12 protein-coding genes are annotated in these 15,584 nt (G+C 42.0%); 7 read left to right on the top strand and 5 right to left on the bottom strand.

The genetic code is table 11. The features are described from left to right. Positions 1–2 precede the first annotated feature (2 nt). Positions 3–1,457: a hypothetical protein gene (locus HG267_RS41085; RefSeq protein ID WP_052335484.1), complete on the top strand. Its 1,455-nt coding sequence runs from the start codon at positions 3–5 to the stop codon at positions 1,455–1,457. Positions 1,458–1,730: 273 nt separating this feature from the next. On the opposite strand, the gene HG267_RS41080 is transcribed toward HG267_RS41085, so the two are convergent. Further along, the gene (locus HG267_RS41080; RefSeq protein ID WP_155539684.1) at positions 1,731–1,877 is read right to left on the bottom strand and encodes a hypothetical protein; all 147 of its coding nucleotides are present in this window, start codon (positions 1,875–1,877) and stop codon (positions 1,731–1,733) included. 604 nt (positions 1,878–2,481) lie between these two features. Here HG267_RS41080 and HG267_RS41075 point away from each other — a divergent pair. The 3 genes from HG267_RS41075 to HG267_RS41065 all read left to right on the top strand — a co-directional run bounded on the left by HG267_RS41075 (position 2,482) and on the right by HG267_RS41065 (position 5,301). Then, positions 2,482–2,841, top strand: a complete 360-nt coding sequence (locus HG267_RS41075) for a PadR family transcriptional regulator (RefSeq protein WP_045874883.1) — start codon at positions 2,482–2,484, stop codon at positions 2,839–2,841. A gap of 204 nt (positions 2,842–3,045) precedes the next feature. After that, the gene (locus HG267_RS41070; protein ID WP_081584187.1) at positions 3,046–3,903 is read left to right on the top strand and encodes a WecB/TagA/CpsF family glycosyltransferase; all 858 of its coding nucleotides are present in this window, start codon (positions 3,046–3,048) and stop codon (positions 3,901–3,903) included. A gap of 393 nt (positions 3,904–4,296) precedes the next feature. Continuing rightward, complete coding sequence (locus HG267_RS41065; protein ID WP_045874882.1) at positions 4,297–5,301, top strand: tyrosine-type recombinase/integrase; 1,005 nt, start codon at positions 4,297–4,299, stop codon at positions 5,299–5,301. Between the two features lie 153 nt (positions 5,302–5,454). On the opposite strand, the gene HG267_RS41060 is transcribed toward HG267_RS41065, so the two are convergent. Then, positions 5,455–5,820, bottom strand: coding sequence for an aspartyl protease (locus HG267_RS41060; RefSeq protein ID WP_045874881.1), 366 nt, complete (start codon positions 5,818–5,820; stop codon positions 5,455–5,457). Next, positions 5,817–6,134 (bottom strand): hypothetical protein, encoded by a 318-nt coding sequence (locus tag HG267_RS41055; RefSeq protein ID WP_045874880.1) that lies wholly within the window; start codon positions 6,132–6,134, stop codon positions 5,817–5,819. Before HG267_RS41055 ends, HG267_RS41060 begins: the two co-directional genes overlap by 4 nt. Before the next feature lie 292 nt (positions 6,135–6,426). Here HG267_RS41055 and HG267_RS41050 point away from each other — a divergent pair, with 292 nt between their 5' ends. From HG267_RS41050 to HG267_RS41040, 3 genes are all read left to right on the top strand, one after another. After that, positions 6,427–7,170, top strand: a complete 744-nt coding sequence (locus HG267_RS41050; protein ID WP_045874879.1) for a ParA family protein — start codon at positions 6,427–6,429, stop codon at positions 7,168–7,170. Positions 7,171–7,186: 16 nt separating this feature from the next. Continuing rightward, the gene (locus tag HG267_RS41045) at positions 7,187–8,026 is read left to right on the top strand and encodes a hypothetical protein (protein WP_045874878.1); all 840 of its coding nucleotides are present in this window, start codon (positions 7,187–7,189) and stop codon (positions 8,024–8,026) included. Between the two features lie 691 nt (positions 8,027–8,717). Then, positions 8,718–13,235 carry an NB-ARC domain-containing protein gene (locus HG267_RS41040; protein WP_263420187.1) on the top strand — a complete coding sequence of 1,506 codons (4,518 nt, stop codon included), beginning with the start codon at positions 8,718–8,720 and terminating at the stop codon, positions 13,233–13,235. 302 nt (positions 13,236–13,537) lie between these two features. Here HG267_RS41040 and HG267_RS41035 read toward each other — a convergent pair whose 3' ends face one another. After that, entirely contained in the window at positions 13,538–14,059 is a 522-nt protein-coding gene (locus HG267_RS41035; protein WP_155539687.1) for a hypothetical protein, read from the bottom strand. A 20-nt stretch (positions 14,060–14,079) separates the two neighbouring features. Then, entirely contained in the window at positions 14,080–15,546 is a 1,467-nt protein-coding gene (locus tag HG267_RS41030; protein ID WP_155539689.1) for a type IV secretion system DNA-binding domain-containing protein, read from the bottom strand. Positions 15,547–15,584: the final 38 nt, after the last annotated feature.

The raw sequence follows: 15,584 nt of genomic DNA, 5'->3' as shown, positions 1-15,584 counted from the left end.
CAATGAAACAGGGTGTTGTCGAGTTAGCCCTGGCTGGTGTGTGTGGTGTAGCTGCAATCATCGGGCTAGCAAGTTCGCAAACACGCCAGCCTTATGATTTGACACAGATTCAGTTCTGCCCAAAGTCAACTAACGGCGTTCAAAGTCAAATAAAGCTGGATAAACGTTTTTGTAACCAGCCGCGTTTTGTCCTGGCTGAAGAATGGCAACGCTATGGGCTGTATGGCAGCATGATTCCTTATAAGGGTGATGCAATTCAATGGGTGCGTGATTTACCAACAGATAACCCTAATCAGTTGTTGGGTGGTGCGGTTACAGTTATGGGGCTATGGGGTATTGTCGGTTGCTTGCTTGTGCGTTCACAACGCCTCAAGCGCAAGGATTATGAATTAGGGGAATTGGAGAAGACTGGCGGCTATGCAATTTGGCAGCAACACAAGCACAAACGTGAAGTTAAGCAGCATTCAACCCAGCTTTATACTGAACGCCTAAAGGATGGACTGTCAGGACTGGACACAGAGGAACGCAAAGCGCTGGGACTGACTGACTCAGAAAACGAACGCGCTAAAGCACGTATCCAGCTTGAGGATTTCATGAAAGCCCGTGCTGTTAATCATTCTGTGATGGATAAGACGATTGCTGAGAATTTAAGGGACAGAGCGAAGGCGGAGCAAGAACGCGGCAAGATTGAGGGGAAGACTAAGGGCGCGATCGCAAACAGCGATCATCATCCTTTGACTGACCAGCGCCTCATCAGTGATTTAATTGAAGCACTTAAGAATCATGAGGACGGCTGGTTGTGGAAGGTTATCGACAATCAAAAGCCTGTTTGGGTGCTAGGAGAAGCAGGAAGTGGTAAATCAACTTTAGCCGCTTCGATTGTGATGCTCAGAGAATATCTGTTTGATATGCCGTTGTATCAGCTCATAGATGCACACGCCGGAGATAATTTAAGAAACGCATGGAAGTATTTAAGCCCTCAGTTAATAGCTAAAACAGAAGAAGAGATTGGACAAGCTTTTGATGATGCTCGCGAGCGTTGGTTAGATAGAATTAATAATCAGCCTGACAAGCAACCGCAACAGTTATTAGTTGATGAATTTACGAACTATTCTGAGTCAGATATCACTAAGGAACCTGCTAAAAAGTTTGTTAAAGCATCTCTGAGTGACCCTAGAAAGGCTGAAGAAAGGTTAGTGTGTATTGCCCATTTTTTTACTAATACTGCTGTTGGTGGCAGTGATGGAACAGCTAAGGGTAGAAGCAGAGGTACTATTCAAATTGACCGCAAAACTGTTGATGGTAAAACACCTTTGAAAGTTGCAATAGTTAACGGGTTAAATAATTCTGATGGCGATGCTGAAGTAGATAAAAAGGTGACAATTCCTAGTTGGTTGACTCCTCTAAGTATTCACAAGCATTTTAACGGTCAACCGATTGATTTTGATGAATCGTGATCAAAACATTTTTTAGCTGTCAAGAACTGGGAGTAGAGCGGGTGGCGACAGCGGAGTGTGGGGGGCGGGCTGCTGAGTTTTGGCCACTCCATGAGTAAATTGTTGCCCGTCCCCCACACCACCCGCTCTAAGCGTTGCGTCTCCCAGTTCGTCGGGGCAAGACGAGGTAGTGAGGTTGAAGTAATTCTGATGTCACAGTTGATGGCGTGGATCTAGCGAGGCTGTCACTAGGGACAACAGTATTAAGAGAACCACGACCCGCAATGAAAATTTTTATTTTGGCGAACAATTATTCTTGTTGAAGTGAAACTCAGGAGGGAATAGCTTGAGGTTTGCCGAACCACCGCAACTAGATGTTGTGAGTATTGCTGTAGCGGCAAGTACTGTTATTAAAGCAAAAATTAATTTAAACTTAGACATGGTAAACTAATCCCTCCTTTAGGGTAACTAAAAGATTATCGATTTATTTCTTGTTCAGAAATTGAGGTTCCTAAATTTGCTCTCGGAACTTTTTAATGAGATATGACATAAGGTTTCACATAAACTATGGATAGTATTTTTGATAGTTCCATTTCAGGTATTAGTGTTATTACATAAAATAAATTCTACTAATTTTAATATAGAAGAATAGCCAAAACTACCTTTCTTTAGCTCTCAAGAATCCTACTATTTTCTCAAAAGGAATTATATCAATCAAATAATATTAAAAAAATGATATAAGAAAATGTTTTTCTTTAAAAGAAAGAATTATACATTTTTTTAGCATTGTTGTATATCAAAAAAATGATAATAATTTTGATATTGTAGAGATTACAATGTTTGTTGTATTTATGCTGAAATTTGTTTGTTGAGTTTCAGAGTTATTTTAGTGGTTAGCTACAATATAGAATTTAAAAAAAAGCAAGAGCCATATAAACTCTGCCTAAACAAGGTTAGAATCAGTATACTTAGCAGTAATTTAGCCGGAGGATTATATACATAAAACAATAAAATATATAAAAAAATAATTATTTAATATAAAATTATGCAATATGATGTAAAGCAAAAGTTTCTTGATGTAGAAATTAACTCTTTAGAAGAAGTTGTACTAACTATTCTCTCTTCAGGCAAATGCTATGGAACAGAAATAATTGAAATTGTAAGTTCTGCTAGTGAGGGAAGAAAACAATTAAATTTTGGAAGCTTATATCCTACGCTTTATAAGCTTAAGATAAGAGGGCTGATAGAAGAAGATTTAGGCGAGACTCATCTACCTGAAAGAGGTGGACATCGACGTAAATACTATAAGATTACTGAGTTAGGTATCCAAGCATTATCTCATATTGAGAATTTTCGCCAAAAGTTACGTTTACGAGAACAAGTTTTTCCTACATCCCTACAATAATTTTTATTCAAGATATTGAAAAAAATCTCAATAGATTTTAATGTAAATATGCTAATTCTCAAGTTTATTGCTCAATTAATTAGTCCTTTATTGGCTGAATCTATAAGAGATGAAGCTTTGGGAGATGTATGGGAAGCTTATTACAAATTAAGAGCGAAAGAAGTCTCTGCAATCTTATGTATTGTTTTAACTATATTTAGATTTATGCTCCTGATTTGGGCTTCCTTACAGATAAAATATCTAGAAAAATGGCATAAAAACATTACTCCAAGTATATCTGAACCTCCTACTATAAAAGTACTTGATTTTCCCATTACTGCTTTAACTTTTGAAGATCAGATCCAAACACTGCGGAAATGGATGATCGCACGCGAAAGTAGAACAGTCTGCATAGCTAATGTCCACATGCTCATGGAGGCTCATGGGAATTCAGAGTTTGCTAATGTCTTAAAAAATGCAGATTTTGTCACTCCAGATGGGATGCCCGTAGTTTGGATGATGCGGCGGATGGGTGCGCCTTCTCAAGATCGTGTAGGCGGGATGGATATCTTACAAGCATTGTGTAGGCTAGCTCAAATACAAAATGTCAGTGTTTTCTTTCTCGGTTCGCAAACAGAAATCCTTGCTAGAATGCGGAAAAGTCTAGAACAAGAATTTCCCAAGCTGAAAATAGCAGCGATGGAACCTTTACCCTTCCGTCCGCTGACGGAAACTGAAGACGCAGATTTGATCAATAAAATCAATAAAAGTGGTGCTGGCCTAGTATTTGTATCTTTAGGATGTCCAAAACAGGAACACTGGATGGCCCAGCATAAAGGTAAAATCCAGGCTGTAATGATTGGAGTTGGTGGAGTTTTCCCCGTTTACGCTGGAATCCATAAGCGCGCACCACGCATAATTAGAGAATTAGGATTTGAGTGGCTTTATCGCTGGATTCAAGAACCACTTCGCCTCTGGAGTCGTTATCTCACCACAATTCCACCTTTTATGTGGCTGGCAACAAAACAGTTACTCTCATCAAGTCGTTTTAATTCGGTATTTTTTCAAGAAACAGGAGAGTGAGGGGTTTAGGTTGTTAAATACGGTACAATCTACACGCTGATGTATAACCCTGACTTTTTACGGGATCTGGAAAACGAAAAGGGGTTAAACTAGCGAGGTTGTTATTAGGGGCAAGCTGATTGTAAAAAGTTTTGTCCCGGTATAGACTGCTGTGTAGACATTGGTGCAGACTACTGAGTGTGAAAATCTGGAACTGGGGCTGCTGCTGGGCAGCGTTGATGCGTTGATATCACGCGCTTGATAGCAACAGCGAACAACTTGACCATTACAAAATATTTGATGTGATGAACCCTATCTACATGATTGTCTAGTCAGGGATTGACATGGTATCCGGTAAGAGTGCAAAGTTGCGATAATGGAGCTTTTGGCAACTGTACTCAGTCCGTGGAAACTATGGATACTGTCACCATCATTGAAGGGGAAATACTCAGGGGAGACAATACGCTTGTGCCGTTGGACTCGGCGACGTTATCCACAGCACCGGATGTGATGGCGCGGTTGTTATTGGGGAAGCGATCGCCTAATACTCAAAGAGCTTATGCTAGGGATTTGCGGGATTTTTTTGATTATGTGGCCCATCAACCGCCTACGCCTTCTGTGGTAGCACAGTTTCTCAAGTTGGAGCAAGTCCAAGCAATTAATATTGTCAGTCAGTATAAAGAAAGCCTGATGAATAAAGGACTGTCGGAGGCGACGGTGAACCGGCGGTTATCGGCAATTAAGTCGCTGGTGCAGGTGGGGAGGGTGTTGGGGGTGTGTAATTTTGTGCTGGATGATGTGGGGGCGGAAAAAGTTAAGGCTTATCGAGATACCAGCGGTGTAGCACCGGAGGCGATCGCTAGCATGATGCAGCTGATTGATACTAGCACTGTCATGGGGAAGCGCGATTATGCCATTATGCGGTTGTTGTGGGACAATGCCCTGCGGCGCAATGAAATCTGCCAGATGAATATCGGCGATTTTAACGCCAGTGGGGGGACGATTTCTATTTTGGGTAAGGGGCGGGGGACGCAAAAGGAAACTATTAAACTCAGTCGCAAAACTATAGCGGCGATTACTGATTGGTTGATTGCTAGCAGGCGGACTAAAGCTAAATTAAATGAACCACTGTTTGTGGCGCTGGTGGAACATTATAAGGGGAAGCGGTTGACTGGGGAATTTATTCGCAAGTTGGTGGATACTTTGGCGCAAGAGGCTGGTATTCCTAAGAAGATGTCGCCGCACCGGATTCGGCATAGTGCGATTACCAAAGCTACAGAGGTGTTTGAGGGTGATTACCAAAAGGTGCAGAAGTTTAGTAGGCACGCGAATATTAATACTGTGCTGAAGTATGACGATAACCGTAAAAAACAGGAGTTTCAAGCTACTATCACTGATACGCTGGCTGACCTGTTTTGAGGCAACTAAGATTTAATTAAAGTTCTTTAAATCAATAATCTAGGGGGTAAATATTGATATTGAGCGTTGTTTAACTGAAGACAGCTAGGGGAGAAATATTTTTATATCTATTTACCGTTAATTTCAGTTTTAATTAATTATTATTGTTTGATGTCAATTTCCCAAGGTTAAAATACCTGATGGCATATCTACGACTAACCTACGATTAGTCAGCCATTGACGACCGAGTAAAACTTCTGGCACTCCATCACCAGCATAAACAGGAATATCAAAAATCTCTCCATCAATTCTGACAAGGCCTGCATAAATATCAAAGTTAGATACACCTCTTGCCATCAACATCGAACGTTCGCCTAAATATTCCCAATCAAACCCTTCCAAGTCCTGCTGATCAATGGCTAACCAATCTGAAAATCCTGTATCTAAAACCACATCAATTGGTAATTCAAATCCATTGGCGGCAATCAATTCGATTTCAAAAATCAACTCCTCCCCATCACCAAACCTTCCTGATATCATATTGTCCCAGCAACTCCAGTATCGTTAATTTTAAAGACGAAAACGGGACAGTTTGGGTGTTTTTGGCGTGACATTTTAATAGCAGTCATCTCATCTTTATCAACAAAATATTCGCGGCTTTCTGGTTCGACTGCCATGTACCAGTTGTAGTGAGTTTTAATTAGTTCGGGTTGGACTCTATCAAAAATGGGCTTACAGCGTTGGTAAAATTCTTCTTGAGAAGTTTTCTTGGCAAGCTTTTTCTCTTCTGCCCACTGGATTTGGGGAAAAATTCTTCCCCTGCGGGTAACGCGGCTGGGTTTGGTTTCGGTCATAGTTGATTCTCACGAATGGGTGATATCTATATTTATATTAGGGGCAGATACAGCCTGGCTGACACAGGGGCAGAATAAACTGTTTAGTTTAAATACTGAACATCAGTAGCTTTTTTTGAAGAACTTACAGCTTTTAAATTTGCACAAAATAAAGCCACTGCAATATATGCTATAACGGACAGAAAATTTTCGACTTGCTGACAAGCTAACTTGTTGACTGGTTAGGAAGCTAACTTGCTATATTTATAGCTTGCCAGTAAGCTCGTAAGCAACATGGTTGGCTGTTCATTCAATGATCATCGCGATAGCAAATCAAAAAGGAGGTGTAGCTAAAACCACCTCCACCATCTGTTTAGGAGGAATCCTGGCTTGTTCGGGTACTGTCCTCGCAATTGACCTTGACCCTCAAGGGAACCTCACTACGGGTTTAGGGGTAGAAGTGGCTGACGAGCAGATTAGCTGCTATGACGTAATTACAGAACAAGCAGAAGTCATTGATGCTGTAGTTGCGACTAAATCCGGACTTAGCCTATTACCTGCCGACATTAATCTTGCGAAAGGAGAAACCGAAATTCTTATGAAGGTGGGTAACTTTTACATCCTCAAAGAGAAACTGGCCCCCATACTTAAGCAATACCAGCACATCTTGATTGATTGCCCACCTTCTTTGGGACTGTTAACGGTTAATGCCTTAGCAGCTGCGGATGTAGTCTTGATTCCAGTGCAGTGTCAATTTTTTGCACTCAAAGGACTGGCTGCACTGCTGGAAACATTAGCCAGCGTGCAAAAACGCCTCAATCCTCAACTAAGAATATTGGGGGTACTGCCGACAATGGCTGAAAACACGGTGATGACTCAAGATGTCTTGGACTCTCTCAAGAAACGACTGCAAGACATACGCATTTTTGAACCCGTTCCCAAGTCCATCAAGTTTTCCGAGTCCAACTTAGCCGGCGAACCTATACATATATATACCAACGACAAAAAACTAGTGCAGCCCTATGGGGCGATAGCCAATTTGATTGCTGAAATGTAAAGGCATAAAAAAACCTATGGCAAAGCGACGTGTCCGATTAAATGACGAAAATGACCCGCTATCCTCAACGGATAAAGTCTTGGCTGGATTTGAGCAAGTTAGCAAGTCAACAAGTCAACCAGATAAAAAGTCAACAAGTCAGGAAGATAGCAATTCAACCATTCAGGAAGCTGACAAGCCAACAAGCCAGGAAGATGACTTGTCAACAAGTAAACAAGATAAAGCACAGCCGTTGACCCCTACTTCTCAAACCAACAATCGTCGGAAGAAGTCAACAAGTCAGCAAGACAGCAATTTGACAAGTCAGGAAGCTGACAAGTCAACAAGTCAGGAAGATGACTTGTCAACAAGTGAACAAGATAAAGCACAGCCGTTGACCTCTACTTCTCAAACTAACAATCGTCGGAAGAAATCAACAAGTCAGGAAGATAGCAATTCAACCATTCAGGAAGCTGACAAGCCAACAAGTCAGGAAGCTGACAAGCCAACAAGCGAACAAGATAAAGCCGATGACAACAATCTCAAGGAGAAGTTAACAAGTCAGCAAGCTGTCCATATAGCAAGTCCACAAGACAACAATTCAGCCAGCCAACAAGCTAACAAGTCAACAAGTCAACAATCCAAATCTGAAAAAACAATCTGTCGTAAATCTACATTCCAAATCAACTCACAGGTGCTGGATCGGCTAGACAAGCTGCACCTAACACTCCAGTTGGAACTAGGAAAAACTAATGCCCCTTATAAGGAAGTAATTGTAGAGGAAGCCTTAGTGCGATTATTAGAAGAAATCAACTCTGACCCTGGGGCGTTGATAGAAGCGTTGGTGGAAAGGCAGAAAAGCCGGGACAAAATTTAATAGATAGTTTGCGATCGCCCAAACTAATCATTATTCAAATTGTATCCCTGCGTCCTTCTTTTGCTGAGAATTACGCAGTAAATGACTCCTTCGCTTACCACTCCTGCTATAAAAATACCCGTATTCGTAGCGATCAATAAATTGGCATTAGCAGAGTCGGGCAGAAGGCACGTTACAATCCACAGAAATATAGCCAGAGTACTAAATTGTTAAAATTTAATGACAAAGAAGTAGCAAATCATAAATTCGCTACAGCATCTTTGTGCTAAAAAAGATTTAGTCCCACTCCCAGAATCTATAGGAGAGGACACACAGGAGGTGATTTAGTTATGGAGGTTTACTTAGCTCTGTTGTTAATGTCCCATCTGCTAGTGCTAGCAATAGTACTTTTAGCCAAGTAGTCAATTGTCCAATTTAGCCATTTTTGTTTTGCCTCTAGGTTGCGAGCCTTTGGGGCATTTTTTATTTTTCACCTCTAGTATCTAATAAGATAAATTTGGGGTACTACCCATAATCAAGTTTAGGGTAGTAAATTTAAGAGCTATAAATTGTAGTGCAAAAGCCTTTAAATATAATGTTTTCAAATATTAAGCTAGAATTAATGTACCCCAAACCCAAACTTTGTAAAAGAGTCTTTTCCAGAAAACTACCCCAAACATAAATCTTGTTACAAGGTCATCGATATAAGTAAATGCCGCGAACTACTTACGGGACTCAACCTAAAAAGCGAGTTAAGCGTCTATTAGAGGCGTTGCTTTGTTTTGCAGATGGGGAATTTGGGGAAGATAAATTTAATATTGAGTACCACTGGAAAGAACAAGACAGTGCTAACCCCAAGCTGACTATGAAAACAACTCTGGTGACTTTGGAGTTGTTGACGCTAAAAGACAAAGATCCAGGTAAGTTAACTAAAACGCAAATTCGAGAAGCGCTGAACTTACTCAAGGATTTTGTCAAAATTCTCGAAGATAACCGGATTCATACCAAGGGTGTTGATGAGTGGCACTTTAGTTTAAAGCTATGGTCAAGGGATAGGGAAGAGAACCTGAAACAGTTTGATAAGGTATGGGAAAGTAACAGACCAAAGAAATCTCAACAACTAGAAGCTCATTTCACCAAAGATAGGAGTGCTACTGTTGTACCCCAAACTAAACTGGCGATATTTCAAGCGCCACCGCTACCTGCACACTTTGTTGAACGCCCAGAATACAGCGATGATTTAAAGACTCGTCTCCTCACAGAGGATAATCGCACTTTGGTAATTACGGCGATTTACGGTTTGGGTTCTGTAGGTAAATCGACCTTAGCCGCAGCTTTAGCAGTAGATGCAGAAGTCCAAACTCGGTTTTGTGATGGGATTTTGTGGGCTACATTAGGTCAACAGCCTGATGTGCTGTCTTTACTAAATGGTTGGGTGCAAGCATTAGGAGACTATAGCTTTAAACCTACCAGTGTAGAAGCAACTACTAATCATTTACGGACGCTGCTTTATGACAAAGCTGTGTTGCTGGTGGTGGATGATGCTTGGAATACGCAAGATGCACAAGCGTTTAATGTGGGTGGGGTGCGGTGTCAGGTTTTAGTAACAACTCGTGAAGGGGCAATTGCTGATGCTTTAGCAGCCAGCACCTACAGCCTGGATATCATGAAACCAAGTCAGGCTATGGCATTGCTGACGAAGAAATTAAGACGCGAAATTACAGGTGCAGAACGTCACTCAGCAGAAAATTTAGCCAAAGGTGTTGGTTATCTCCCCCTAGCCTTGGAACTTGCAGCCACCGAAGTTGCTAGTGGTACGACTTGGGATGAACTATTGGCGGATATTCGGCAAGAAGTAGCCATATTAAGAAGTTTTGACAGACCGGAAGCCCAAGAAATTACCGATGAAGCGAGTTTAAAACGCTTGAGTTTAACAGCATCATTAAATTTGAGTGTCAAGCGAATGCCACCAGAAAAGCAGCAGCATTTTGCTTGGTTGGGGGTGTTGCCGGAGGATGTCAATATTAATAAGATGATGGCGGCGACGCTGTGGGCAATGGATGAGCGTGATGCTGCCAAGATATTGCAATATTTACGGAATAAGGCATTGTTATTAACAGGAGTACCCCTTGCTGATGGTACGCCTAGCTATCGCTTACATGACTTATTCCATGATTTAGCCTGTAATTTGTTAACTGCTGCGCCACAGCCAAGGCGGATAGGAGATTTGCCAGGGTTAGGTTTAAATCTTACTGATGCTCACGCTGCTTTGTTGGAGAAATATCGGCAGAAAACCCAAAATAATTTATGGCATACCTTGCCTAATGATGGTTACATTCATCAGCGTTTAGTTTGGCATTTTGAAAAGGCTGGACAGATAGAGGCAATTCATAAACTACTGCAAGAGGAGTCTTTACAAGGAGGTAATGGCTGGTATGAAGTTCGAGAAAAATTAGGACAAACTGCTGGTTATTTAGCTGATATTTCCAAAGCTTGGGAATTAGCAGAAACATCTTGGGCTGAAGCAACACTACCTAAAGTTGTTGGTTTACAATGCCGTTATGCTCTAATTACAGCTTCATTAAATAGCTTGGCTGCCAATCTATCAGAAGATTTATTGATTGTACTTGTTAAAAATAAAGTATGGATACCTGAACAAGGATTAGCTTATGCTGATTTAATTCCAAACCCACAAAAGAAGGTTATTGTACTTATAAAGATAGTAAATTATTTACCAATAAGCCTAAAAGCACAAGCGTGGCAACAAGCTTTTACTGCTGTTAAGACTATTAACGATGAAAAAGATCGCATCGATATTTTAACTGTTTTAGTAGACAAATTGTCACCAGAATTAATGTCTCAAGCACTGGAGATTGCTCGTTCCATTTCAGATGAACAATATCGCACTAAAGCTTTGAGTGTTTTAGTAGACAAATTGTCACCAGAATTAATGTCTCAAGCACTGGAGATTGCTCGTTCCATTTCAGATGAACAATATCGCACTAAAGCTTTGAGTGTTTTAATAGACAAATTGTCACCAGAATTAATGTCTCAAGCACTGGAGATTGCTCGTTCCATTTCAGATGAACAATATCGCACTAAAGCTTTGAGTGTTTTAGTAGACAAATTGTCACCAGAATTAATGTCTCAAGCACTGGAGATTGCTCGTTCCATTTCAGATGAACAATATCGTACTAAAGCTTTGAGTGTTTTAGTAGACAAATTGTCACCAGAATTAATGTCTCAAGCACTGGAGATTGCTCGTTCCATTTCAGATGAACAATATCGCACTAAAGCTTTGAGTGCTTTAGTAGACAAATTACCAGAAGCATTAATACCCCAAGCATTAATGACAGCTCGCTCCATTATAAATAAAGAATATCGCGTTTCTGCCCTAAGTACCTTAGCTGACAGGTTGCCAGACGCGTTACAGCAAGCGTTAGCAATGGCATATTCCATTTCAGATGAAGAGTATCGTATCAATACTTTAAGTGCATTGGCTGACAAGTTACCAGAGGTGCTGCCAGAAGTACTGGCGGCTGTGAGGTCAATTCAGTCTGAGCAATATCGTGCTTCTGCCTTGAGTGCCTTAGTAGAGAAACTACCAAGAGAGGTCTTGCCAGAAGCACTGGCGGCTGTGAGGTCAATTCAGTCTGAGCAATATCGTGCTTCTGCCTTGAGTGCCTTAGTAGAGAAACTACCGCCTGAGTTATTACCAGACGCTCTCACTGCTGCTAAAACAATTCAATCCGGGTGGTTTCTTGCTCCTGTCCTGAATACCTTGGCTGACAAATTGCCAGAGGCACTGCCGGAGATGCTAGCGACGGCTGCTCGCTCAATTGTAGATGAAAGTTTTCGTGCTTCTACCTTAAGTGATTTAGCTAATAAGCTGCCAGAGGCGTTAATACCGGAAGCACTAGCAGCGGCTCGCTCCATCAAAGATGAGAGTTCTCGTGTTGCGGCTTTGAATGCTTTAGTTAGCAAACTACCAGAGATATTAATACCAAAAGCATTGATGACGGCTCGCTCTATTATAAAAGAGGAGTATCGTGCCTCTGCTTTAAGCGCTTTAGCTAATAAGCTGCCAGAGGCGTTAATACCGGAAGCACTAGCAGCAGTTCGCTCCATCGCAGATGAGAGTTCTCGTGCTTCTGCTTTGAGCGCTTTAGCTAATAAGCTGCCAGAGGCGTTAATACCGGAAGCACTAGTAGCGGCTCGCTCTATCAAAGATGAGAGTTCTCGTGTTTCTGCTTTGAATGCTTTAGTTGGCAAACTACCAGAGATATTAATACCAGAAGTATTGATGACGGCTCGCTCTATTGTAAATGAGGAGTATCGTGCTTCTGCTTTAAGCGCTTTAGCTAATAAGCTGCCAGAAACGTTAATGCCGGAAGCACTAGCAGCAGTTCGCTCCATCGCAGATGAGAGTTCTCGTGTTTCTGCTTTGAATGCTTTAGTTGGCAAACTACCAGAGATATTAATACCAGAAGCATTGATAACGGCTCGCTCTATTGTAAATGAGGAGTATCGTGCTTCTGCCTTGAGAGCCTTAGCTAATAAGCTGCCAAAGGCGTTAATGCCGGAAGCACTAGCAGCAGTTCGCTCCATCACAGATGAGAGTTCTCTTGTTCCTGCCTTAAGTGCTTTAACCGACAAACAGCCAATGGCATTGTCGGAAGTGCTAGCAGCGGCTCGCTCCATCGCAGATGAGAGTTCTCGTGCTTCTGTCTTGAAAGCCTTAGCCGACAAACTACCAGAAGCGTTGATGCCCGAAGCATTAGCAGCAGCTCGCTCCATCAGAGATGAGAGTTCTCGTGCTTCTGTCTTGAAAGCCTTAGCCGACAAACTACCAGAAGCGTTAATGCCTGAAGCATTAGCAACGGCTCGCTCCATCAAAGATGAAAGTTCTCGTGCTTCTGCCTTGAAAGCCTTAGCCGACAAACTACCAGAAGCGTTAATGCCCGAAGCATTAGCAGCGGCTCGCTCCATCAAAGATGAAAGTTCTTACGCTTCTGCCCTAAAGGCTTTGGCTTACCCTTTGTCAAAAATGTCAACAACTCAACTTTTCCCTCTTTGGCAACAAACACTTCATGAGCTATCTCTCCGTACTCGCCAGGAGTTGTTACAAGGTATAGAGAAGCTAGTACCGATTATCTTTGCTTTAGGTGGTCGCACTACAGTAGCAGAGGTTGTCTGTTCCATCAACGCCATAGCACGATGGTGGCATTGAAGTAAGGCATTGCAGACGTAGAAGCAGTTTTATGCTTGACATGGGTCTATAAACTTACAAAGGTATTTACAAGGATTTCTTAAAAAAGTCAAATACAAGGTAAACCAATGGCATTTGAATGGCATCCTAATGGCAGAGATAAGGATTTGGGGAAAAAGTAACGAAGCTGCTATGGGCCACCAGTTCGCAAAAATTTTGCGGGAAGTTTTTTGGATCAAAAACTAAATTTGAAATGCAACCTTGAAATAACACTACAAAAAACTATTGGGCATGGAGCCGATATGCCATCTTAACCCCGCCTCTTACTGCGTTGAAAGTTTTACATCAACGTAGCGCCATTCTGGAAATACCCAATTAACTGGGTTCGTCTCCTTTTGCGCCTGACTGTATACTTTCTCCAACTTTGCCGCAGCTACAGTATCTCCCCGCTTTTGGTACAAATATGTGGCTGTTTTTAAATGCTTCAACCCATTCTGCTTAAGTGTAGTTCCTACAGGCTGATTCCGAGCCTGATAGTACCAACCAAATAATTGCAGTTTAGCCAAGAGAAAATGTGCTTTGGCTGAATTGGGATTAACTTTTAGTATCTGCTGATAAATAGAGATCGCTTCATTATTGGAACTGATATCAGCAAGTCTTAGCAAATCAATTTCTGCGCTGGCTCTTACTGCTGGTGAGGCTTGGTGTTTGCTATCAGTTTGTGACAATAAATTTTGGATTTTGGCTTGACGGGAATTAAAGTAATTTTTGGGCAGTTCAGTTACCCAACCGACCAATAAACCCAGAATACAAGCTTTGGCTAACAGGGCACGAGAAATAAACATAGTTTGCATCCTCCCAGTTATCAAATTGCTGCGTCTACGAATCTCGAAGCTTTCAAAGGATAAGCTGTTGGAGTGACTTTGACTTTTGCAGGTTTTGTCCCATCAGCAATTAAGAGATATCCTTCTAAGGGTGGCAGTCCTTGCAGTTCACTGGGTAAGACAGCGCTCGTTTCTCTTATGTGTTGGTTAACAGAGCGGGTTTCACTAAACCAACTGTTACCGCTTCTACCTTCAGTAGTTTCTAGGCGTTCCTGGGAACCAATTAATCTGGAGCATAATTCCGCAGTGCTATAGTCGCGGCAATTGAGGATGAGTTTGGTACAGCAACCTTGGAGAATGGTTTGCATTCCGTACTCGCCGTAAATATTGGCGATTTGACCTGTCAGCTGAGTACCGAGCATTCCAATACCAGAGAATTTTCGTCCTTCTGCTAGCAAGCGTTCTAAGCCGACGAGTTTACCCAGGGCTGAGAGTTCGTCAATGCAAATCACGGTTTTGATGTGGTGGTTTTCATTGCTCAACAGTCCCCTGAGCATTAATGAAAATGCCATTGTGTACAGGGGTTTAAACAGTTCGGCTTCGTTTTCAAAGATGGGCAGGAATATCCATCGATTATCATCTTCTTTGCCCCAGCGACTCCAAGAAAAGTCTGCTGTGGTTTGATGATCAGCAAGGACTTTGTAAAATCGCAGATAGTTAATGGCTGAACTTTTAATGCCGGCGGCGGTGTTTTCTGCTTCTAAATATGTGGCGCTGAGTGTGCCAGTGAGCAGGTTTTTTAATTCTTGTATGGGTTTAAGTGCTATCATCTGCCAAACTTCGGCGTTGGTAGATGTTTTGGCGTATAAGTCAGACAATAGCCCTTTGGCAGCTTCATTCCAAAATGGGTCTTTGCCTTCTGGACTAGGAGGAATTAAGCCGGCGGCAATGGTTTCAAATTCCATGCCTTCACTGCGGTGGCTCCAATGAATTGTTCTGCTGTCTCTGGGGTTGTAGATTAATGTATTGTCATCACCGAATTTTTCTAGAATTTCGCCGGAGCGGTCTAAGCAGATAACGCGGTAATCTGGGCGAGAACGCATAGTTGAAAGCATTTTCAAAATGGCTTGGGTCTTGCCGGAGCCAGGGGAACCCAAGAACATAAATGATAATGGTGCTAAATCATCGGGTAGTTGAATATCTGCGATTTCTAGTCTTGGTAGTGTCTGCGGTGATGTTTGCTGTTTCTTGATCAGCGATTGTTCTTTGTGCCGCAGTTGTTTCTGTAGTTGCTGTGGTGTTTGCAGTTGAGAACCGCGCACAACTCCGGTTACTAATCTTTCTGGAATGACGGCTATGACAAAGCCCAAAATTAGGTTGTAGCTCCAAAAGTTCTGCCACCCGGCAATGGGTGTGAGGAGTAATTCGATGACAGTAATTGCTAGACCAATTTTCAATGCTAGTTCTTTGCTGGTGGCTCCGGACAATATATAAATGCCACACAGCATCATCGGGAAAACTGGCCCGGTGAATTTGGCTGTGCCGT

The sequence above is a fragment of the Tolypothrix sp. PCC 7601 genome (assembly GCF_025677855.1).
GTDB lineage: Bacteria > Cyanobacteriota > Cyanobacteriia > Cyanobacteriales > Nostocaceae > Aulosira > Aulosira diplosiphon.
Note: the sequence above shows the minus strand (reverse complement) of the source record. Positions and strands in the feature narration are given on the sequence as shown.